Below are 20099 nucleotides of genomic sequence, written 5' to 3'. Positions count from 1 at the left end.
AACGGCCGCCTGACGGCCTCAGGGTCGTCTTCAGGACTATGGCGGGTGCAGGGCTGATCAGCCCTGCACGAGCTTCTTCTTGTGGTCGTCGAGATGGCCGAGATCGCGGTCGGGATCGAGCCGGTCGCGCACGCGCTGCTTGAGCTGCTTCACATCGGGGAAGCCGCCATCGACCGTGCGGTCCCAGATCAGCTCGCCATTGTAGTGGATTTGGAAGATGCCGCCGGTGCGCGGGATCAGAACGACTTCGCCGAGATCCTGGCCGAAGGTCTGGAGCAGCTCCTGCGCCATCCAGGCGGAACGGAGCAGCCAGTTGCACATGCTGCAATAGGTGATGGCGATGCGCGGGCCGGGCTTGGGTTCGGTCATCGGACGGTCCTGAACGAGTAGGAAAGTTCTCATAAGCTGCGGCCAGTATCGCACGCTAGAGGGGCTCGCCACTGATCCGAGATGCTCGCTGTTGCTGTTTCAGCAATAGGGTGTTCAATTCTGGCTGGCTACACCCGGTTTCTGCAACCAGCTAGCAAGGCTCCTTTCTGAATATGGAGCCTTTCTGATGAGCTACTCCGCGAGCCTGTGGCTCTTCCAGCTGGCGACGGCGTTCGGCCTGGCGCTGTGGATGATCGTGGCGGTGATCAACAATCTGCAGGGCTTTACCGCCTCGAAAGGGGCGGTCGGGCTGACGATGGCGATGACGCTGCTGCGGGAGGAACCGTTCCGGGACCTGCCGTTCCTGAAGCGCGCCGTCGAATCGACAGCGCTGCACGCAGCCGCGCTCGTCGGCGTCATCATCCTTCAGATCGCCAGCGCGATCCCGCTGCTGGCCGGCACGGTGCTTCTGATCGCGTCGCCCGGGCTGCCTGCGACCACTGCCCTCAGCGCAGTCTTCAATCTTGGCCTGGCGCCGTTCCTGCTGTGCTGGTCGCTGATGTTCACCTCCGGCCTGTGGTTCGGCTTCTGGATCAGGCAGGAGGGGCTTCTGCTGACGCAACTGCTCCTCGCGCTCTGGGGCCTTGTGGGGTTTGTCGTGCTGAATGCCGGACAACTGGCGTCCGGAAGCTGAGCAGGAAATCGATCGCAATCGCCTCGAATTGTGCCGAAACTCGCTCCAGCTTGCATCCCGCCCCAAAACCCCCTAATGCGACCGCGTTTTCCGGCCCTGCGCGGGCGTCGTCAGGAACAAGGTGTCATGGCCAAAGAGAAGTTTGCTCGCACGAAGCCGCACTGCAACATTGGTACGATTGGTCACGTCGACCATGGCAAGACGTCTTTGACGGCTGCGATCACGAAGGTTCTGGCTGAGTCTGGCGGTGCGTCGTTCACGGCGTATGACCAGATCGACAAGGCGCCTGAGGAGAAGGCGCGCGGCATCACGATCTCGACGGCTCACGTCGAGTACGAGACCCCGGCCCGCCACTATGCGCATGTCGACTGCCCCGGGCACGCCGACTATGTGAAGAACATGATCACGGGCGCGGCGCAGATGGACGGCGCGATCCTGGTTGTGTCGGCTGCCGACGGCCCGATGCCGCAGACCCGCGAGCACATCCTGCTGGCGCGCCAGGTCGGCGTTCCCGCCCTGGTGGTGTTCATGAACAAGGTGGATCTGGTCGACGACGCCGAGCTGCTCGAGCTGGTCGAGATGGAGATTCGCGAGCTTCTGTCGAAGTACGACTTCCCGGGCGACGACATCCCGATCACCAAGGGCTCGGCCAAGGCGGCGCTGGACGGCGTGACCCCGGAGATCGGGCATGACGCGGTGATCGCGCTGATGAAGACGGTCGACGACTACATCCCGCAGCCGGAGCGCCCGATCGACCAGCCGTTCCTGATGCCGGTCGAGGACGTGTTCTCGATCTCGGGCCGCGGCACGGTGGTGACCGGCCGCGTCGAGCGCGGCATCGTCAAGGTCGGCGAGGAAATCGAGATCGTCGGCCTGAAGGACACGGTGAAGACGACGGTGACCGGCGTCGAGATGTTCCGCAAGCTGCTCGACCAGGGCCAGGCCGGCGACAACATCGGCGCGCTGCTGCGCGGCACCAAGCGCGAGGACGTCGAGCGCGGCCAGGTGCTGTGCAAGCCGGGCTCGGTGAAGCCGCACACCAAGTTCAAGGCCGAGGCCTACATCCTGACCAAGGAGGAGGGCGGGCGCCACACGCCGTTCTTCACCAACTACCGCCCGCAGTTCTATTTCCGCACGACGGACGTGACCGGCGTGGTGCACCTGCCCGAGGGCACGGAGATGGTGATGCCGGGCGACAACATCGCCATGGAAGTGCACCTGATCGTGCCGATCGCGATGGAAGAGAAGCTGCGCTTCGCCATCCGCGAAGGCGGACGCACGGTTGGAGCAGGCGTCGTTGCTTCGATCATCGCGTGATCGAAGCAACAACGACGTTCGCGGAAACCGCAAACTTTGCGGCGCCGGCGTCGTCGCCAGCATCATCGCGTAAGCTTCGGCACAATCCGAAACTGGGGAAGGGCGGCGGCAACGCCGCCCTTTTTCGTTGCGCACAGACTTTCGTGCTCGCTGCGAGACGCGATGTCCCGCTGCGCCAAGGGCTTGGCGCAGCGGGCTGACGAACTGAGTCAACTTCCGTCGCCGCCTTGACGATTTCGACTTGAAAAGCCGGCAGGGTTCAGGCTAAGCAACCGGCGCTACAGGGGTGTAGCTCAGTTGGTAGAGTACCGGTCTCCAAAACCGGGTGTCGCAGGTTCGAGCCCTGCCGCCCCTGCCAGCCGTCCGTCAGATCCGCGATGACCCAGAACATCTACGACGACGCCGGCTTCTTCCAGAACTACAGCCAGTTGCCGCGCTCGCAGCGCGGGCTCGACGGTGCGCCGGAATGGCCGGCGCTGCGCGCGTTGCTGCCTTCGCTCGCAGGGGCGAGTGTCCTTGATCTCGGCTGCGGCTTCGGCTGGTTCTGCCGCTTCGTGGCCGGCGAGGGCGCGGCTGAAACCGTCGGCGTCGACGTCTCCGAGCGCATGCTGGCGCGGGCGATGGCGGAAACGTCGGCTGGAAGCGTCCGCTACGAGCAGGCCGATCTCGAAAGCTACCAGCCGCCGGTGGAGCGCTTCGACCTCGTCTATTCCTCGCTCGCCTTCCACTACCTCGTCGACCTGCCGGCGGTGTTCGGCCGCGTCGCGCAGGCGCTGAAGCCGGGCGGACGCCTTGTCTTCTCGGTCGAGCATCCGATCATGACGGCCCCGCGCCACCAGACATGGGGCGAGGACCAATCGGGTCTGCCGGTCTGGCCGGTCGGCGCCTATCTCCAGGAGGGCCGCCGCGTCACCGACTGGCTGGCCGAGGGTGTGGTCAAGCAGCACCGCACGCTGGCGAGCTATCTCAACCAGCTGATCGGGCTCGGCCTCAGTTTGCGGCATGTCGAGGAATGGGGGCCAACGCCCGAGCAGGTCGCCGCCGAGCCGGACTGGGCCAGGGAGCGCGAGCGCCCGGCCTTCCTGCTGATCGCCGCCGAGAAGCCCTGAGCCGGGCCTGAGTCAAAACCGCTTGGCGAGCGGGCAATCGCGTTGTAAGAAGCCCTTAACGACGGCGCGCGGCTCCCTGAGCCCCGCGCCGCGAATCTTTCAGGACCACCGAATCGCAGCTCCAAAGCGACGATCCGGAACCGAGGTGACGAGCCCGATGGCGAAGACGAATCCCTTCCAGTTCCTGCAGGAAGTGCGCAACGAAGCCAACAAGGTGACCTGGCCCTCGCGCCGCGAGACGCTGATCACCACCGGTCTCGTGCTGTTGATGGTGCTGATGTCGAGCCTGTTCTTCCTCTTCACCGATACGGTCATCCGCTGGGGGCTCGCCCTCATCCTCGGCGCGCGTTGAACGAAAGCATACGAACGTGAGCACCCGCTGGTATATCGTCCACGCTTACTCCAACTTCGAGAACAAGGTCGCGCAGTCGATCAAGGACCAGGCCGCGCAGCGCAACCTCTCCGACAAGTTCGATGAAGTGCTGGTTCCGACCGAGAAGGTCGTCGAGGTCCGCCGCGGCCGCAAGGTCGACACCGAGCGCAAGTTCTTCCCGGGCTATGTCCTGGTGAAGTGCGAGATGACCGACGAGGTCTACCACCTCATCAAGAACACGCCCAAGGTCACCGGCTTCCTCGGCGCCGACAAGGCCAAGCCGATGCCGATCCCCGAGCACGAGGCGATGCGGATCAAGGGCCAGGTCGCCGAGGGCATCGAGCGGCCGAAGCCGACGGTGGTGTTCGAGGTCGGCGAGCAGGTGAAGGTCGCCGATGGCCCGTTCGCCTCGTTCAACGGCGTCGTCGAGGATGTCGACCATGCTCGCGCCCGCCTCAAGGTCGCGGTCTCGATCTTCGGCCGCGCCACGCCGGTCGAGCTGGAATACGGCCAGGTCGAGAAGCTCTGAGGCTAGACTCAGGTCGAGACAATGCCAAAGGGTGCCGGAGACGGCACCCTTTTTGCGTGAATCTCGTAGTTAACGCCTCCTTCAGGCGTGTGTGACATTGTCCCGCCGGCTATCGACGCGGGCGGGCATGTTTCCCAGAACATTCAAGGCGACGGTCGGACAGCGTTTGGCGCTGTGGGGCGTGCTGCTCGGCGCGCTCTCCTGCCTTTATGTCGCGACCGAGCTGGTCGGCTCGCGCAAGCTCAACGGCTTCACGCAGGCCCTGGCGGCGCAGAGCGACCTCGCCCGGCGCCTCGAAGCGACGACGATGGTCTTCGAGCGCATCAGCGTCGCGATCTTCTCGGGCACCCGAGCCGAGCCGCCCGACTTGGAGGTGCTCGCGATCGGCGCCGAGGACATCGCCAGCCGGTTGGACGGCAAGCTGGAGGTCGATGCGCTGACGATCGCGGGGCGCGCCCTGGCGATGCGCGAGGCCCCGGACATCGCCACCGCCCGGGCCGAGCTCAGGGTGATCGCCGACAAGCGCTCGGCTTTGCGGCGCGGGCTCGGCGAGGAGATCGGCCGGCTGAGCGCCAGCCTGTCGCACCATGTCGAGAGCGCGCATCAGAACAAGGTCCTGCTGTCGCTGCTGGGGCTGTTCAGCCTGATCTTCATCGTGGTGCTGGAGCATCGCTGGCTGGTCCGCCCGATCACCGGCATGGCGCGGGCCCTGGCGGAAAGCCGGCAGCAGGATGGCGAACTCGACAAGCTCGCCATGCGGCGTGACGAGATCGGCATGCTCGGCCAGGCATTGCTGGCGCATCTGCATGGACGGGAGGCCGAGCAGGAAGCCGCCCGGGCGCGCGTCGCGGTGCTGTCGGGCGAGGTCGCGCGGCAGGAGGCCGCCCAGGCGCGCAACGCCGCTTTCCAGGAGCGGATCGCCCTGATCGCCCAGGCTCTGGAGCAGCACGGCTCCCGCCTGTCCCAGGCAGCCGGTGAATTCGCGCAGCTTTCCGGCGTGGTCGACGAGCGAGCCGGGGCGGCGACGCAGTCGACGCAGCGCGTCTCCGGCCATGTCGATCACGTCGCCGGCGCGATCACCGAGGTGTCGTCGCTGCTCGCCACGGCGGCCAGCGAGGCGCAGCGCACCTCCGACGTCGCCGACGCGGCGAAGGCGCTGGTCGACGAGGCCACCGCCGATACGGTGGTCCTGTGCGAGGCGGTCGGCAAGATCGTCAGGGTGATCGACGTCATCGGGGCCGTCGCCAGCCAGACCAACCTGCTCGCGCTGAACGCCACCATCGAGGCGGCGCGAGCCGGCGAGGCGGGCAGGGGCTTCGCCGTCGTCGCCGGCGAGGTGAAACAGCTGGCGCACCGCACCGCCGAGGCGACCGACGATGTCCGCAAGGGGCTGGATCAGATCAATATCGCGGCCCAGCGCATCACCATGCGCGTCGGCGCGCTGGTGACCTCGGTCGAGAAAGTCGACAAGGCGGCGCTCTCGATCGCCGAACTGACCGCGCGCCAGGATGTCGGCTCGCGCTCGATCAGCGAGGCGACGATGCGGACGGCAGGGGATGTCAGGCTCGTCGCCGAGCAGGTCGAGCAGCTCGCCGGCACGCTGGCGAGCTGGCGCCAGACCGCCGGCTCGGTCACCGCTGCCTCGGCCGATCTCGACCGGCAGGCCGCGGAGCTGCGGCAGGCGGTCGACGGCTTCATCACGCGCAGGGAGCTGGTGGGCGCATGAGCATGGCGATTCCAGGAGGCGAGGCGAAGACGGTGGCTGCGCCGTCCCTGCCGATCATCGCCCAGGCGCTGCACTGGCTGACCGCGGCGCTGGTGCTTGGCCTGTTCGGCACCGGCGTGATGATGAAGCAAATCGGCGAAGGCCATGTCGCCGATCTGCTCTATCTCGCCCACAAGACCACCGGCGCCCTGCTGCTCTGCCTCGTGCTGGTCCGCATCGGCTACCGCCTGTTCGCGCAACTCTCCGGCCGCTGGCAGAGGGGCGCGGCGAGCCGGCTGGTGCATGGGCTGCTCTATCTCGGCCTGCTGATCGTGCCGCTGCTGGGCTGGGCCGGCGCCTCCGGCTTCGGTGCGCGGCAGCTGCTCTTCGGTCTCTCCCTGCCGGAGATCTGGTCGCCGGAGGCCGGCCATGCCGAGCTGCTGCTGACGATCCATGCCTGGTTCGCCTTCGGCCTGATCGCGCTGGTGGTTGTCCATATCGGCGTGGCGCTCGGCGACTACCTGACCCGGGACGCCAAGGCCGACTGAGCCTGCATCAACTCAATTTGCGAGCATATGGTCCGCCAGGCTGTAGCAGTGACTCGCCTGGTAGGCGTTCCGGCCCCTGTTCATATGCGTCAGGTTGAAGGTCCGAATGGCGCTCAGCACGCGGCGCTCTGCAAGGAACCGGCGGATCGAGGCGGCGCCCCGTACATTGATGCCGAACATGTCCGCGCTGCGCGTGAAGAAATAGCCGACATCGTCCGGCGTCTCGACGCTGCGCTCGAGAAGAGCCCCGTCCAGACGGTCCTGCACAGCCGAATGGTCGGTGGTGAAGTCCGAGAGATGCACCAGGGCTCTGGCTCGAATGCCTTCGCCGTCCGCATAAAGCGTGAAAAGCTCCATCCAGCTCGCATTCACGCGGGTGAGCGGCTTGTCCGATGTCGATGGCAGGCAGGACACCGACCAATACTGACGCTCGCTCCTGCGCGGAATGGGGATGCAGTTCCGGCCGTAGAGCGAGAGAATCTCCAGAACGTCCTGCGCCTGCGGGCGACGCAGCAGCTTCTGGAAGCGCGGGAGGTATTTGAAGCGCAGTTCGAGCGATTCCGAGCGCTCCTCAGCGTCGGCCAGGTCCGCCTTGCCTTCGATCCAGTCGCGCTGCAGCTCGGGATCGAGAAACTGCCGCAGCCCGGTGGTGCGGCGGCGCGGCGTCGTTCTCACGTCAGTTGCCATGGACATCCATCTGGGCTGGGCTTGCGGAGGGCGGATCATGGACCGGTCTCCAGACAATGCACGACCGGAGCCCGTTCCTGACGGGCGGGAGACCATCTGCGGCAGCGGTTCGCCACGCTGCGTTAACTGGATAACACCCGCGCCGCCTGCGCCGCGCCTATCCTTGCGATCCACAACCGGATGCCAGGGAGGACAATGATGAGCGGCAAGCGCATTTTGATGATCGTCGGCGATTTCGGCGAGGACTACGAGATCATGGTGCCGTTTCAGGCCCTGCTCGCGGTCGGCCACAAGGTCGACGCCGTCTGCCCCGACAAGGCCAAGGGGGAGAGCGTCGCGACCTCGATCCATGATTTCAAGGGCCAGCAGACCTATTCGGAGAAGCGCGGTCACAATTTTACGCTCAACTCCAGCTTCGCCGATGTCGATGCGGCCGCGTACGACGCGCTGGTGCTGCCGGGCGGCCGGGCGCCGGAATATCTGCGCCTGAACAAGCAGGTGATCGGAATCGTCCGGCACTTCTTCGAGGCAAACAAGCCGGTCGCCGCGATCTGCCACGGAGCGCAGATCCTCGCCGCCGCCGATGTGCTGAAAGGGCGCAGCTGCTCGGCCTATCCGGCCTGCAGCCCCGAGGTCGAGCTCGCCGGCGGGCGCTATGCCGACATCGCGATCGATGCGGCGACGACCGACGGCAATCTGGTCACGGCCCCGGCCTGGCCGGCGCACCCGGCCTGGCTCTCCCAGTTCCTGGCCGTGCTCGGCACGCAGATCAGCCATGGCGGGCTGCGCCACGCTGCTTGAGCCCGGCTATCCAGGCCGTAGAATGCTTGGCGGAACGCCGCGCTGTGATGTGCGGCGGTTGCGCACGGGGAGGGCGCCATGTGCAAGCTCTTCATCAATGCCGATGCTGATCTCTGGCGCACGCGCCTGAAATCGGTGCGGCTCAACGGCTTCTCGACCAGCGTGCGGCTCGAAAACCTGTATTGGCGGGTGTTGGAAGAAATCGCCGGCCGTGACGGCATGAGCCTCGGACAGCTCCTTGCCAGGCTGCATGGCGAGCTGATCGAGACCCATGGCGATGGCGAGAACTTCGCCTCTTTCCTGCGCGTCTGCTGCGGCCGCTACCTGATGCTGCAGCTCGCCGGCGAAGTGCCGCGCGAGCTCGACCGCTCGATCCGAGAGCTCGATGCGGACGGCATCCTGGCGCGCGAGGCGCGGCGGCTCGCGCCTGCGCCACGCTCTCCGCAGCGCGCGAGCGCATCCGGGGCTTCCCTTTCGGAGCGTCCTGTGCCATAGGGCGGCCCTCACATGCGTGGGAGGCGTGCCGGTCAGCCAGCCGGAGTTCCTCGTCGCACCACGCCCTGCAACACCCCGATCCGGAGCGATAGCAGCTCGCGGGCGGGGCGTCGTCGTTCCGGTCGGCACCGGGGCGGACGACAGGAGCAGCCATCATGGCAAAGAAGATCACGGGCTACGTGAAGCTTCAGGTTCCGGCGGGCGCGGCCAATCCGTCGCCGCCGATCGGTCCCGCGCTCGGTCAGCGCGGCCTCAACATCATGGAATTCTGCAAGGCCTTCAATGCGAAGACCGCGCAGATGGAAAAGGGCATGCCGATCCCGGTGATCATCACCGCCTATCAGGATCGCTCCTTCACCTTCGAGATGAAGCAGCCGCCGGTCTCGTACTGGCTGAAGAAGGCCGCCGGCCTGACCTCGGGTTCGAAGACTCCGGGCAAGGGCGGCAATGTCGGCAAGGTCACGTCGGCTCAGCTCAAGGAGATCGCCGAGAAGAAGATGGCCGATCTCAACTGCGACAACGTCGATTCGGCGGTGGCGATGATCCGTGGCTCGGCCCGTTCCATGGGCCTGGAAGTCGTGGGCTGAGGGGGAACTGACAATGGCACATGTCGGAAAGCGCGTCGTCAAGGGCCGTGAAGGCATCGACCGCATCAAGCTCTACCCGCTCGCCGAGGCCGTCGCGATGGTCAAGGCCCGCGCCAACGCCAAGTTCGACGAGACCGTCGAGATCGCGATGAATCTCGGCGTCGATCCGCGTCACGCCGATCAGATGGTCCGCGGCGTCTGCAACCTGCCGAACGGCTCGGGCCGCACGCTGCGCGTCGCCGTCTTCGCCCGCGGCGCCAAGGCCGAGGAGGCCAAGAAGGCCGGTGCCGACATCGTCGGCGCCGAGGATCTGGTCGAGACCGTGCAGAAGGGCGAAATCAATTTCGACCGCTGCATCGCGACCCCGGACATGATGGGCCTGGTCGGCCGTCTCGGTAAGGTGCTGGGCCCGCGCGGCCTGATGCCGAACCCGCGCGTCGGCACGGTCACCATGGACCTGACCGCCGCCGTCGCCGCCTCGAAGGGCGGCTCGGTCGAGTTCCGCGTCGAGAAGGCGGGCATCGTCCACGCCGCCGTCGGCAAGGCCTCGTTCGACGCCGACAAGCTCGGCGAGAACATCAAGGCCTTCGTCGATTCGGTCTCGAAGGCGAAGCCGGCCGGCGCCAAGGGCACCTATATCCAGCGCGTCGCGATCTCCTCGACCATGGGTCCGGGCGTCAAGATCGAGCCGAACACCGTTCTCGGCGGCTGATTAGCGCGGCGATCGCTCTTGCGGCGGTCGCGGCCCCACCTTGCGCTTTGGCGCGAGGATTACCACTTGGCAGAAGCCGGGGGAGGGTCTATAGCCTCATCCGCGTTTCCATGAGTGACGGGGCTTCCGCGTGCTTGGCACGAGGAGGTCCATTTTCGCGTTTTTCGATGGTTCGCCATCGAAGAATGGGTGTCTTGGTCGAGGAGAGCGATCTCCGAAGGCCAGGCATCCAGTCCTGTCTGAGACTGCAGGTGCGCCTTTGGCTCCGGCCAGGGGGCATAATTTCGCCAAGAGGCCTGCATAGACGGTGCAAGAACTTTTCCGGCGCCCAAGGGTGCCGAAAGAGGTTCGAACCATCTCGCCCTATCACGGCGTCACGCCATGGCAGGGGACAGGGCACTGAGCGTCGCTCCGGTGAGGGGTCGGTGTCAACCGGCCACTTCCAGAGCGGCACGTGCAACTGGCGGCGGGTCTCAAAGCCTGTCGCCTACCGGAGAGAGCCCAGTGGATAAAGCGGCAAAATCTGATGCCGTCGCGTCACTGAACGACGTCTTCTCGAAGACGTCGGTCGTTGTCGTGGCCCACTATGCGGGCTTGACGGTGGCCCAGTTCCAGAAGCTTCGTCGCGAGATGAAGGCCAATGGCGCCACCGTGAAGGTCGCAAAGAACCGGCTGGCCAAGATCGCTCTTGAAGGCACCGACGTCGCGTCCATCAGCAAGCTGCTGACGGGTCCCACCCTGATCGCCTATTCCAGCGATCCGGTCGCGGCGCCGAAGGTCGCCACCGCCTTCGCCAAGGAGAACGACAAGCTCGTCATCCTCGGCGGCGCGATGGGCAAGACCGCCCTGAACCCCGATGGTGTCAAGGCTCTGGCCACGATGCCCTCGCTCGACGAACTGCGCGCCAAGTTGCTCGGCCTCCTGCAGGCCCCTGCGACCAAGATCGCCCAGCTCTCGACCGCGCCTGCTGCGAAGCTCGCGCGCGTGTTCCAGGCATATGCCGACAAGGACGCTGCCTGAGCAGCCGACAGTCCTCAATCGTTCGAACCTCTTACATCAGGAAGCTAAACAATGGCCGATCTCGCCAAGCTCGTCGACGAACTCTCGTCGCTCACCGTTCTCGAGGCTGCTGACCTCGCCAAGATGCTCGAAGAGAAGTGGGGCGTTTCCGCCGCTGCTGCCGTCGCCGTGGCCGCTGGCCCGGCTGCTGGCGCCGGCGCCGGCGCTGCCGCTGCTGAAGAGCAGACCGAGTTCACCGTTGTCCTGGCCTCGGCCGGCGACAAGAAGATCGAGGTGATCAAGGAAGTCCGCGCCATCACCGGCCTGGGCCTCAAGGAAGCCAAGGATCTGGTCGAAGCCGCTCCGAAGCCGGTCAAGGAAGCCGTCGCCAAGGACGAGGCCGAGAAGCTCAAGAAGCAGCTCGAGGCCGTCGGCGCGAAGGTCGAGCTCAAGTGAGCCGGGCCGGCTGATGCCGGTCCGTATCTAGTCGACAAGGACAGTCCCGGGGCGGCTCGCCGCCTCCGGGGCTGTTGCGTCGTTTCCGGCAACCGGAGCGACGTGGTGCAGGGCCTGCCATGATGCAGGTCGATCCAGTTTGAACGTCGGCGCGCATGAGCGCCGAGCGGCTCACCCGGCGGCCCGTTCCGCCAAGGCCCGGACCCCCGGGTGAGCCGTCCGAGATTGCGAGGAACATGATGGTAACTTCCCTCCAGGGTCGCAGGCGCGTCCGCAAGTTCTTCGGCAAGCTCAAGGAAGTGGCGGAGATGCCGAACCTCATCGAGGTTCAGAAGGCGTCCTACGACCAGTTCCTGATGGTCGAGGAGCCCAAGGGCGGCCGTGGCGACGAGGGCCTGCAGTCGGTCTTCAAGTCGGTGTTCCCGATCGGCGACTTCTCCGGCGCCTCGCTGCTGGAGTTCGTCAAGTACACCTTCGAGCCGCCGAAATACGACGTCGACGAGTGCCGCCAGCGCGGCATGACCTTCTCGGCGCCGCTCAAGGTGACGCTGCGCCTGATCGTGTTCGATATCGACCCGGACACCCAGGCCAAGTCGGTCAAGGACATCAAGGAGCAGGACGTCTACATGGGCGAGATGCCGCTCATGACGGACAACGGCACCTTCATCGTCAACGGCACCGAGCGCGTCATCGTCTCGCAGATGCACCGCTCGCCGGGCGTGTTCTTCGACCACGACAAGGGCAAGACCCATTCCTCGGGCAAGCTGCTCTTTGCCGCCCGCATCATCCCCTATCGCGGCTCCTGGCTCGACATCGAGTTCGACGCCAAGGACATCGTCTACGCCCGCATCGACCGCAAGCGTAAGATCCCGGTCACCTCGCTACTGTTCGCCCTCGGCATGGACGGCGAGGAGATCCTCGCGCGCTTCTACAACCATCTGAGCTATGTCCGCGACAAGGACGGCTGGCGCGTTCCCTACGACGCCGAGCGCATGAAGGGCTTCAAGGCGACCGTCGACATGATCGACGCCGACACCGGCGAGGTCGTGATCGAGGCCGGCAAAAAGCTGGTCGCGCGCACCGCCCGTCAGCTCGCCGAGAAGGGCCTGAAGTTCCTGCGCGCCACGGACGAGGACCTCTACGGCCAGTACATCGCCGAGGACCTGGTCAACCCGCAGACCGGCGAGGTCTTCGCCGAGGCCGGCGACGAGATCGACGAGAAGAGCCTGAAGGCGCTGCTCGACGCCGGCTTCGACGAGCTGCCGGTGCTCGACATCGACCACATCACGGTCGGCCCCTACATCCGCAACACGCTCAAGGTCGACAAGAACTCGCGCCGTGAAGAGGCGCTGTTCGACATCTACCGCGTGATGCGCCCGGGCGAGCCGCCGACGCTCGAGACCGCCGAGAACATGTTCCAGTCGCTGTTCTTCGACGCGGAGCGCTACGACCTCTCGGCCGTCGGCCGCGTCAAGATGAACATGCGTCTCGACCTCGACGCCGAAGACACCGTGCGCATCCTGCGCAAGGAGGACATCTTCGCGGTCGTCAAGGCGCTGGTCGACCTGCGCGACGGCAAGGGCGAGATCGACGACATCGACCATCTCGGCAACCGGCGCGTGCGCTCGGTCGGCGAGCTGATGGAGAACCAGTACCGTCTGGGCCTCCTGCGCATGGAGCGCGCCATCAAGGAGCGCATGTCCTCGGTCGACATCGACACCGTGATGCCGCAGGACCTGATCAATGCGAAGCCCGCGGCCGCCGCGGTGCGCGAGTTCTTCGGCTCGTCGCAGCTCTCGCAGTTCATGGACCAGACCAACCCGCTCTCGGAGGTCACCCACAAGCGCCGTCTCTCGGCGCTCGGCCCGGGCGGCCTGACCCGCGAGCGCGCCGGCTTCGAGGTGCGCGACGTCCACACCACGCATTACGGCCGCATCTGCCCGATCGAGACGCCGGAAGGCCCGAACATCGGCCTGATCAACTCGCTCGCCACCTTCGCGCGCGTCAACAAGTACGGCTTCATCGAGAGCCCGTACCGGCGCATCCGCGACGGCAAGCAGACCGACGAGATCATCTATCTCTCGGCCATGGAGGAGGCGAAGTACAACGTCGCCCAGGCGAACGCCGCCGTCGACAAGGAAGGCCGTCTGACCGACGACCTGATCGTCTGCCGCCGCGCCGGCGAGGTCATCGTCGTGCCGGTCGACAAGGTGGACTTCATGGACGTCTCGCCCAAGCAGGTCGTCTCGGTCGCCGCGGCGCTGATTCCGTTCCTCGAGAACGACGACGCCAACCGCGCGCTGATGGGCTCGAACATGCAGCGCCAGGCGGTGCCGCTGGTTCGCGCCGACGCGCCCTTCGTCGGCACCGGCATGGAGGCCGCGGTCGCCCGTGACTCCGGCGCCGCCATCGCGGCCCGCCGCGCCGGCGTCGTCGACCAGGTCGACGCGACCCGTATCGTCATCCGCGCCTCGGACGAGATGGACCCGACCAAGCCGGGCGTCGACATCTATCGTCTGCAGAAGTTCCAGCGCTCCAACCAGTCGACCTGCATCACGCAGCGTCCCCTGGTGCGCGTCGGCGACGTCGTCAAGAAGGGCGACATCGTCGCCGATGGCCCGTCGACGGAGTTCGGCGAGCTGGCGCTCGGCCGGAACGTGCTCGTCGCGTTCATGCCGTGGAACGGCTACAACTTCGAGGACTCGATCCTGCTCTCGGAGAAGATCGTCTCGGAAGACATCTTCACCTCGATCCATATCGAGGAATTCGAGGTCATGGCCCGCGACACCAAGCTGGGTCCTGAGGAAATCACGCGCGACATTCCGAACGTGTCGGAAGAGGCGCTGAAGAACCTCGACGAAGCCGGCATCGTCTATATCGGCGCCGAAGTGGCTGCTGGCGACATCCTCGTCGGCAAGATCACGCCGAAGGGCGAGAGCCCGATGACCCCGGAAGAGAAGCTGCTGCGCGCCATCTTCGGCGAGAAGGCTTCGGACGTGCGCGACACCTCGCTGCGCGTGCCGCCGGGCGTCCAGGGCACGATCGTCGAGGTTCGCGTGTTCAACCGCCATGGCGTCGACAAGGACGAGCGCGCCCAGGCGATCGAGCGCGAGGAGATCGAGCGTCTCGCCAAGGACCGCGACGACGAGCAGGCGATCCTCGACCGCAACACCTTCGCGCGTCTGGCCGAGATCCTGACCGGCAAGACCGGCCTCGCCGGTCCGAAGGGCTTCAAGAAGGACACGGTCATCACCCGCGAGGTGATGAGCGAGTTCCCGCGCTCGCAGTGGTGGCTGTTCGCCACGGCGGACGACGCCCTGATGACCGAAATCGAGGCGATGCGGAAGCAGTACGACGAGTCGAAGAAGCGCCTCGAGCAGCGCTTCCTCGACAAGGTCGAGAAGCTGCAGCGCGGCGACGAGCTGCCCCCGGGCGTGATGAAGATGGTCAAGGTCTTCGTCGCGGTTAAGCGCAAGATCCAGCCCGGCGACAAGATGGCCGGCCGTCACGGCAACAAGGGCGTGGTCTCGCGCATCGTGCCGGCGGAGGACATGCCGTTCCTCGAGGACGGCACCCATGCCGACATCGTGCTGAACCCGCTCGGCGTGCCCTCGCGCATGAACGTCGGCCAGATCCTGGAGACGCATCTGGGCTGGGCTGCCGCCGGTCTCGGCAAGCAGATCGGCAAGGCGATCGACGCCTATCGCAAGGCGCATGACTCCAAGGCCCTGCGCGCGTCGTTCGATGCCGTGTATGAGGACAACGAGATCATCGCCTCGATGGACGACGCCGAGCTGATCGAGATGGGTCAGAACCTGCGCCGCGGCGTTCCGATCGCGACGCCGGTGTTCAACGGCGCCAAGGAGACCGACATCGAGCGGCTGCTGGAGCAGGCGGGTCTTCACTCGTCCGGCCAGTCGACGCTCTATGACGGGCGCACCGGCGAGCCCTTCGACCGCAAGGTCACGATGGGCTACATCTACATGCTGAAGCTGCACCACCTGGTGGACGACAAGATCCACGCCCGCTCGATCGGCCCGTACTCGCTGGTCACCCAGCAGCCGCTCGGCGGCAAGGCCCAGTTCGGCGGCCAGCGCTTCGGCGAGATGGAGGTCTGGGCGCTGGAAGCCTACGGCGCCGCCTACACGCTGCAGGAGATGCTGACGGTGAAGTCGGACGACGTCGCCGGCCGCACCAAGGTCTATGAGTCGATCGTGCGCGGCGAGGACAACTTCGAAGCCGGCATCCCCGAGAGCTTCAACGTGCTCGTCAAGGAGATGCGCTCGCTCGGCCTCAACGTCGAGCTGGTCAACACCAAGCCGAAGCCGGGCGAAGTCCCCGCCGAGGCAGCCGAGTAAGGCGTCACGCCCGCAAGGGCGCGACGGCGTTCGTTACTCATGCCGGCGGCAGTGGCGCCGCCGGCCGATGGATCAAAGGTCGGGCAGGGCGGTTTCCCTTGAAATCCCACCGGCCATAGGAGACAGGCTATGAAGCAAGAGGTCATGAACCTTTTCGGCCAGCAGCCGGTGCAGCAGGCGTTCGACGCGATCAAGATCTCGATCGCCAGCCCTGAGAAGATCGCATCCTGGTCGTTCGGCGAGATCAAGAAGCCCGAGACGATCAACTACCGCACGTTCAAGCCCGAGCGCGACGGCCTGTTCTGCGCCCGCATCTTCGGGCCGATCAAGGACTACGAGTGCCTGTGCGGCAAGTACAAGCGCATGAAGTTCAAGGGCGTGATCTGCGAGAAGTGCGGCGTCGAGGTGACGCTGGCCCGGGTCCGGCGCGAGCGCATGGGCCATATCGAGCTCGCCGCCCCGGTCGCGCATATCTGGTTCCTGAAGTCGCTGCCCTCGCGCATCGGCTTGCTGATGGACATGCCGCTCAAGGATCTCGAGCGCATCCTCTACTTCGAATCCTATGTCGTCCTTGAGCCGGGCCTGACCCCGCTCAAGGATCGCCAGCTGCTGACCGAAGAAGAGTATGTCCGCGCCCAGGAAGAGTACGGCGCCGACACCTTCACGGCGATGATCGGCGCGGAAGCGATCCGCGAGATGCTGCGCGCGCTCGACCTCGACCAGATCAATGCCGACCTGAAGCATGAGATCGCGACGACCACGTCGGAGCTCAAGCCGAAGAAGCTGATGAAGCGCCTCAAGATCATCGAGGCCTTCCAGGAGTCGGGCAACAAGCCGGAATGGATGGTGATGACCGTGATCCCGGTCATCCCGCCGGATCTGCGTCCGCTCGTGCCGCTCGACGGCGGCCGCTTCGCGACCTCGGACCTGAACGACCTCTATCGCCGCGTCATCAACCGCAACAACCGCCTGAAGCGGCTGATCGAATTGCGCGCGCCCGACATCATCATCCGCAACGAGAAGCGGATGCTGCAGGAGTCGGTCGACGCCCTGTTCGACAACGGCCGTCGCGGCCGCGTCATCACCGGCGCCAACAAGCGTCCGCTGAAGTCGCTCGCCGACATGCTGAAGGGCAAGCAGGGCCGCTTCCGGCAGAACCTGCTCGGCAAGCGCGTCGACTATTCGGGCCGCTCGGTCATCGTCGTCGGCCCAGAGATGAAGCTGCACCAGTGCGGGCTGCCGAAGAAGATGGCGCTCGAGCTGTTCAAGCCGTTCATCTATGCGCGCCTCGACGCCAAGGGCTACTCGACCACGGTCAAGCAGGCCAAGAAGCTGGTCGAAAAGGAGAAGCCCGAGGTCTGGGATATCCTGGACGAGGTCATCCGCGAGCATCCGGTGCTGCTGAACCGCGCTCCGACGCTGCACCGCCTCGGCATCCAGGCCTTCGAGCCGGTGCTGATCGAGGGCAAGGCGATCCAGCTGCACCCGCTGGTCTGCGCCGCGTTCAACGCCGACTTCGACGGCGACCAGATGGCCGTGCACGTCCCGCTGTCGCTCGAAGCGCAGCTGGAAGCGCGCGTCCTGATGATGTCGACCAACAACATCCTGCACCCGGCGAACGGCATGCCGATCATCGTGCCGTCGCAGGACATCGTGCTCGGCCTCTACTACCTCTCGATCATCTCGGATGGCGAGCCGGGCCAGGGCAAGATCTTCGGCGACTTCGGCGAGCTCGAATACGCGCTGCACGAGAAGGTCGTCACGCTGCATTCGAAGATCAAGTATCGCTGGACCGGTGTCGGCCGGGACGGCCAGCCCTACACCAAGATCTACGACACCACGCCGGGCCGCGTCATTCTCTCGACCGCGCTGCCCGAGCACCCGGCCATGACCTTCGACGTCGTCAACAAGCTGATGACCAAGAAGGAAATCTCCAACATGATCGACGCCGTCTATCGCGGCTGCGGTCAGAAGGAATCGGTGATCTTCTGCGATCGCGTCATGGGGCTGGGCTTCAAGCACGCGTTTAAGGCCGGCATCTCGTTCGGCAAGGACGACATGGTGATCCCCGAGAACAAGTGGGAGATCGTCGATGCGACCCGTACCCTGGCGAAGGACTATGAGCAGCAGTATCAGGACGGCCTGATCACCCAGGGCGAGAAGTACAACAAGGTCGTCGACGCCTGGGCGAAGTGCTCCGACAAGCTCGCCCAGGAGATGATGGCCCGCATCTCGACCGTGAAGAAGGACGATGCCGGTCGCGACAAGCCGATCAACTCGATCTACATGATGAGCCACTCGGGCGCCCGTGGTTCGCCGGCGCAGATGCGCCAGCTCGCCGCCATGCGCGGCCTGATGGCCAAGCCGTCGGGCGAGATCATCGAGAGCCCGATCATCTCGAACTTCAAGGAAGGCCTCGACGTTCTCGAGTACTTCAACTCGACGCACGGCGCCCGTAAGGGTCTTGCCGACACGGCGCTCAAGACGGCGAACTCGGGTTACCTGACCCGCCGTCTCGTCGACGTGGCGCAGGACGCGATCATTTCCGAGGTCGATTGCGGCTCGGACAACGGCATCAAGATGCGCGCCATCGTCGATGCCGGCCAGGTCGTGGCCTCGCTCGGCATGCGTATCCTGGGCCGCTCGGCGGCCGAGGACGTGGTCGATCTCGACGGCAACGTCCTGGTCGCCAAGGGCGCGGTGATCGAGGAAAGCCACATCGCCAAGATCAACGCCGCCGGCGTCCAGGAGGTGAAGATCCGCTCGGTCTTGACCTGCGAGACCAAGAACGGCGTCTGCGCGACCTGCTACGGCCGCGATCTGGCCCGCGGCACGCCCGTCAACATGGGCGAGGCCGTCGGCGTCATCGCGGCGCAGTCGATCGGCGAGCCGGGCACGCAGCTCACCATGCGTACCTTCCACATCGGCGGCGCGGCGACGATCGCCGACCAGTCCTTCGTCGAGTCGAATTTCGAGGGCACGGTCAAGATCCGCAACCGCAACGTCGCGCGGAACTCGGATGGCGACCTGATCGCGATGGCGCGCAACCTCGCCATCGTCATCACCGGCCCGGACGGCGCCGAGCGCGCGGTTCACCGCGTCCAGTTCGGCTCGAAGCTGCGCGTCGATGAGGGCGACAAGGTCAAGCGCGGCCAGCGCCTGATCGAGTGGGATCCCTATTCCCGCCCGATCTTGGCGGAGGTCGACGGCAAGGTCGGCTACGAGGACCTGGTCGACGGCATGTCGATGACGGAAACGACCGACGAGGCGACCGGCATCAGCAAGCGTCTGGTGATCGACTGGCGTGGTTCGGCCCGTACCTCGGACCTGCGCCCGGCCATGATCCTGAACGGCTCGGACGGCAAGATCGCGAAGCTCGCCCGTGGTGGCGACGCCCGCTACATCCTGCCGGTCGACGGCATCATCTCGGTGGAGCCGGGCTCGTCGGTGAAGGCCGGCGACGTGCTGGCGCGTGTCTCGACCGACTCGGCCAAGACCCGTGACATCACCGGCGGTCTGCCGCGCGTTGCCGAGCTGTTCGAGGCGCGTCGTCCGAAGGATGCCGCGATCATCGCCGAGAAGGCCGGCGTCATCGGCTTCGGGCGCGACTACAAGAACAAGCGTCGCGTCACGCTGACCCCGCATGACGGCACGGATGCGGTCGAGTACCTGATCCCGAAGGGCAAGCACATCCACCTGCAGGATGGCGACGTCGTCGAGATCGGGGACTACATCCTCGACGGCAATCCGGCGCCGCACGACATCCTGGCGATCAAGGGCGTCGAGGAGCTTGCCGCTTACCTGGTCAACGAAATCCAGGAGGTCTACCGCCTCCAGGGCGTGACCATCAACGACAAGCACATCGAGGTCATCGTCCGGCAGATGCTGCAGAAGGTCGAGATCACCGAATCCGGTGACAGCGACATTCTGACCGGCGACCAGATCGACCGGATCGAGCTGGAAGAGGTCAACGCCAAGCTGCGCGAGGAGGGCAAGAAGCCGGCATCCGGGGTTCCGGTCCTGCTCGGCATCACCAAGGCCTCGCTGCAGACCCGCTCGTTCATCTCGGCCGCCTCCTTCCAGGAGACGACCCGCGTCCTCACCGAGGCGGCGGTCAACGGCAAGATGGACATGCTGGAAGGCCTCAAGGAGAACGTCATCGTCGGCTCGCTGATCCCGGCCGGCACCGGCGCGCAGGTCGCCCGCATCAAGCAGGTGGCGACGCGTCGCGACGATCTCATCGTCGGCCAGAAGGCGGATGCGGCGGCCAAGGCCGCGGCTGCCGCTGCGGCGGTGCTGCCTGCGGCCGAGTAATACCGGCGAACTTGCTGACTTTGTGGAACGGCCGCCTTCGGGCGGC

The 20099-nt window shown here is 65.7% G+C and carries 17 protein-coding genes and 1 tRNA gene; 16 read left to right on the top strand and 2 right to left on the bottom strand.

What is annotated here, in order from left to right; translation table 11 throughout:
* Positions 1-57: 57 nt before the first annotated feature.
* Complete coding sequence (locus BMZ69_RS19455; RefSeq protein ID WP_092159675.1) at positions 58-369, bottom strand: Rdx family protein; 312 nt, start codon at positions 367-369, stop codon at positions 58-60.
* A gap of 187 nt (positions 370-556) precedes the next feature.
* Here BMZ69_RS19455 and BMZ69_RS19450 point away from each other — a divergent pair, with 187 nt between their 5' ends.
* The 8 genes from BMZ69_RS19450 to BMZ69_RS19415 all read left to right on the top strand — a co-directional run bounded on the left by BMZ69_RS19450 (position 557) and on the right by BMZ69_RS19415 (position 6644).
* Complete coding sequence (locus BMZ69_RS19450) at positions 557-1063, top strand: DUF2165 family protein (protein ID WP_092159674.1); 507 nt, start codon at positions 557-559, stop codon at positions 1061-1063.
* A gap of 126 nt (positions 1064-1189) precedes the next feature.
* Complete coding sequence (gene tuf / locus BMZ69_RS19445) at positions 1190-2380, top strand: elongation factor Tu (protein WP_092159654.1); 1191 nt, start codon at positions 1190-1192, stop codon at positions 2378-2380.
* A gap of 282 nt (positions 2381-2662) precedes the next feature.
* Positions 2663-2738, top strand: a tRNA-Trp gene (locus BMZ69_RS19440).
* A 19-nt stretch (positions 2739-2757) separates the two neighbouring features.
* Positions 2758-3489, top strand: a complete 732-nt coding sequence (locus BMZ69_RS19435) for a class I SAM-dependent methyltransferase (protein WP_092159673.1) — start codon at positions 2758-2760, stop codon at positions 3487-3489.
* Positions 3490-3646: 157 nt separating this feature from the next.
* Positions 3647-3841, top strand: coding sequence for a preprotein translocase subunit SecE (gene secE / locus BMZ69_RS19430; protein WP_092159672.1), 195 nt, complete (start codon positions 3647-3649; stop codon positions 3839-3841).
* A 16-nt stretch (positions 3842-3857) separates the two neighbouring features.
* Positions 3858-4391: a transcription termination/antitermination protein NusG gene (nusG, locus tag BMZ69_RS19425; RefSeq protein ID WP_092159670.1), complete on the top strand. Its 534-nt coding sequence runs from the start codon at positions 3858-3860 to the stop codon at positions 4389-4391.
* Positions 4392-4518: 127 nt separating this feature from the next.
* On the top strand, positions 4519-6117 hold the full coding sequence (locus BMZ69_RS19420) for a methyl-accepting chemotaxis protein (protein ID WP_139219106.1): 1599 nt from the start codon (positions 4519-4521) through the stop codon (positions 6115-6117).
* 2 nt (positions 6118-6119) lie between these two features.
* Positions 6120-6644 (top strand): cytochrome b, encoded by a 525-nt coding sequence (locus BMZ69_RS19415; RefSeq protein WP_175506878.1) that lies wholly within the window; start codon positions 6120-6122, stop codon positions 6642-6644.
* 12 nt (positions 6645-6656) lie between these two features.
* On the opposite strand, the gene BMZ69_RS19410 is transcribed toward BMZ69_RS19415, so the two are convergent.
* Positions 6657-7331, bottom strand: coding sequence for a hypothetical protein (locus tag BMZ69_RS19410; protein WP_092159667.1), 675 nt, complete (start codon positions 7329-7331; stop codon positions 6657-6659).
* A 198-nt stretch (positions 7332-7529) separates the two neighbouring features.
* Between BMZ69_RS19410 and BMZ69_RS19405 the strand changes: the two genes are divergently transcribed.
* The 8 genes from BMZ69_RS19405 to rpoC all read left to right on the top strand — a co-directional run bounded on the left by BMZ69_RS19405 (position 7530) and on the right by rpoC (position 20053).
* The gene (locus tag BMZ69_RS19405) at positions 7530-8132 is read left to right on the top strand and encodes a DJ-1/PfpI family protein (RefSeq protein WP_092159666.1); all 603 of its coding nucleotides are present in this window, start codon (positions 7530-7532) and stop codon (positions 8130-8132) included.
* 78 nt (positions 8133-8210) lie between these two features.
* Positions 8211-8627, top strand: a complete 417-nt coding sequence (locus tag BMZ69_RS19400; RefSeq protein ID WP_092159664.1) for a ribbon-helix-helix domain-containing protein — start codon at positions 8211-8213, stop codon at positions 8625-8627.
* Between the two features lie 155 nt (positions 8628-8782).
* Positions 8783-9214: a 50S ribosomal protein L11 gene (gene rplK / locus BMZ69_RS19395; RefSeq protein ID WP_057189972.1), complete on the top strand. Its 432-nt coding sequence runs from the start codon at positions 8783-8785 to the stop codon at positions 9212-9214.
* Between the two features lie 13 nt (positions 9215-9227).
* Positions 9228-9926 carry a 50S ribosomal protein L1 gene (gene rplA / locus BMZ69_RS19390; protein WP_091843782.1) on the top strand — a complete coding sequence of 233 codons (699 nt, stop codon included), beginning with the start codon at positions 9228-9230 and terminating at the stop codon, positions 9924-9926.
* 504 nt (positions 9927-10430) lie between these two features.
* Entirely contained in the window at positions 10431-10946 is a 516-nt protein-coding gene (gene rplJ, locus BMZ69_RS19385) for a 50S ribosomal protein L10 (protein ID WP_092159663.1), read from the top strand.
* A gap of 51 nt (positions 10947-10997) precedes the next feature.
* A complete protein-coding gene (gene rplL / locus BMZ69_RS19380; protein ID WP_092159662.1) occupies positions 10998-11381 on the top strand; it encodes a 50S ribosomal protein L7/L12 in 384 nt (127 codons plus the stop codon).
* A 239-nt stretch (positions 11382-11620) separates the two neighbouring features.
* Positions 11621-15739: a DNA-directed RNA polymerase subunit beta gene (gene rpoB, locus BMZ69_RS19375; RefSeq protein WP_092159661.1), complete on the top strand. Its 4119-nt coding sequence runs from the start codon at positions 11621-11623 to the stop codon at positions 15737-15739.
* 129 nt (positions 15740-15868) lie between these two features.
* Complete coding sequence (gene rpoC / locus BMZ69_RS19370; protein ID WP_092159660.1) at positions 15869-20053, top strand: DNA-directed RNA polymerase subunit beta'; 4185 nt, start codon at positions 15869-15871, stop codon at positions 20051-20053.
* Positions 20054-20099 lie beyond the last annotated feature (46 nt).

This window comes from Allobosea sp. CRIB-10 (genome assembly GCF_900112185.1).
GTDB lineage: Bacteria > Pseudomonadota > Alphaproteobacteria > Rhizobiales > Beijerinckiaceae > Allobosea.
Note: the sequence above shows the minus strand (reverse complement) of the source record. Positions and strands in the feature narration are given on the sequence as shown.

Bases quoted from the DNA above. Each gene is read 5' to 3' on its own strand.
- BMZ69_RS19455 (WP_092159675.1), bottom strand. From the start codon at position 369: ATGACCGAACCCAAGCCCGGCCCGCGCATCGCCATCACCTATTGCAGC.
- BMZ69_RS19450 (WP_092159674.1), top strand. From the start codon at position 557: ATGAGCTACTCCGCGAGCCTGTGGCTCTTCCAGCTGGCGACGGCGTTC.
- tuf (WP_092159654.1), top strand. From the start codon at position 1,190: ATGGCCAAAGAGAAGTTTGCTCGCACGAAGCCGCACTGCAACATTGGT.
- BMZ69_RS19435 (WP_092159673.1), top strand. From the start codon at position 2,758: ATGACCCAGAACATCTACGACGACGCCGGCTTCTTCCAGAACTACAGC.
- secE (WP_092159672.1), top strand. From the start codon at position 3,647: ATGGCGAAGACGAATCCCTTCCAGTTCCTGCAGGAAGTGCGCAACGAA.
- BMZ69_RS19420 (WP_139219106.1), top strand. From the start codon at position 4,519: ATGTTTCCCAGAACATTCAAGGCGACGGTCGGACAGCGTTTGGCGCTG.
- BMZ69_RS19415 (WP_175506878.1), top strand. From the start codon at position 6,120: ATGGCGATTCCAGGAGGCGAGGCGAAGACGGTGGCTGCGCCGTCCCTG.
- BMZ69_RS19410 (WP_092159667.1), bottom strand. From the start codon at position 7,331: ATGGCAACTGACGTGAGAACGACGCCGCGCCGCCGCACCACCGGGCTG.
- BMZ69_RS19405 (WP_092159666.1), top strand. From the start codon at position 7,530: ATGAGCGGCAAGCGCATTTTGATGATCGTCGGCGATTTCGGCGAGGAC.
- BMZ69_RS19400 (WP_092159664.1), top strand. From the start codon at position 8,211: ATGTGCAAGCTCTTCATCAATGCCGATGCTGATCTCTGGCGCACGCGC.
- rplK (WP_057189972.1), top strand. From the start codon at position 8,783: ATGGCAAAGAAGATCACGGGCTACGTGAAGCTTCAGGTTCCGGCGGGC.
- rplA (WP_091843782.1), top strand. From the start codon at position 9,228: ATGGCACATGTCGGAAAGCGCGTCGTCAAGGGCCGTGAAGGCATCGAC.
- rplL (WP_092159662.1), top strand. From the start codon at position 10,998: ATGGCCGATCTCGCCAAGCTCGTCGACGAACTCTCGTCGCTCACCGTT.
- rpoB (WP_092159661.1), top strand. From the start codon at position 11,621: ATGGTAACTTCCCTCCAGGGTCGCAGGCGCGTCCGCAAGTTCTTCGGC.
- rpoC (WP_092159660.1), top strand. From the start codon at position 15,869: ATGAAGCAAGAGGTCATGAACCTTTTCGGCCAGCAGCCGGTGCAGCAG.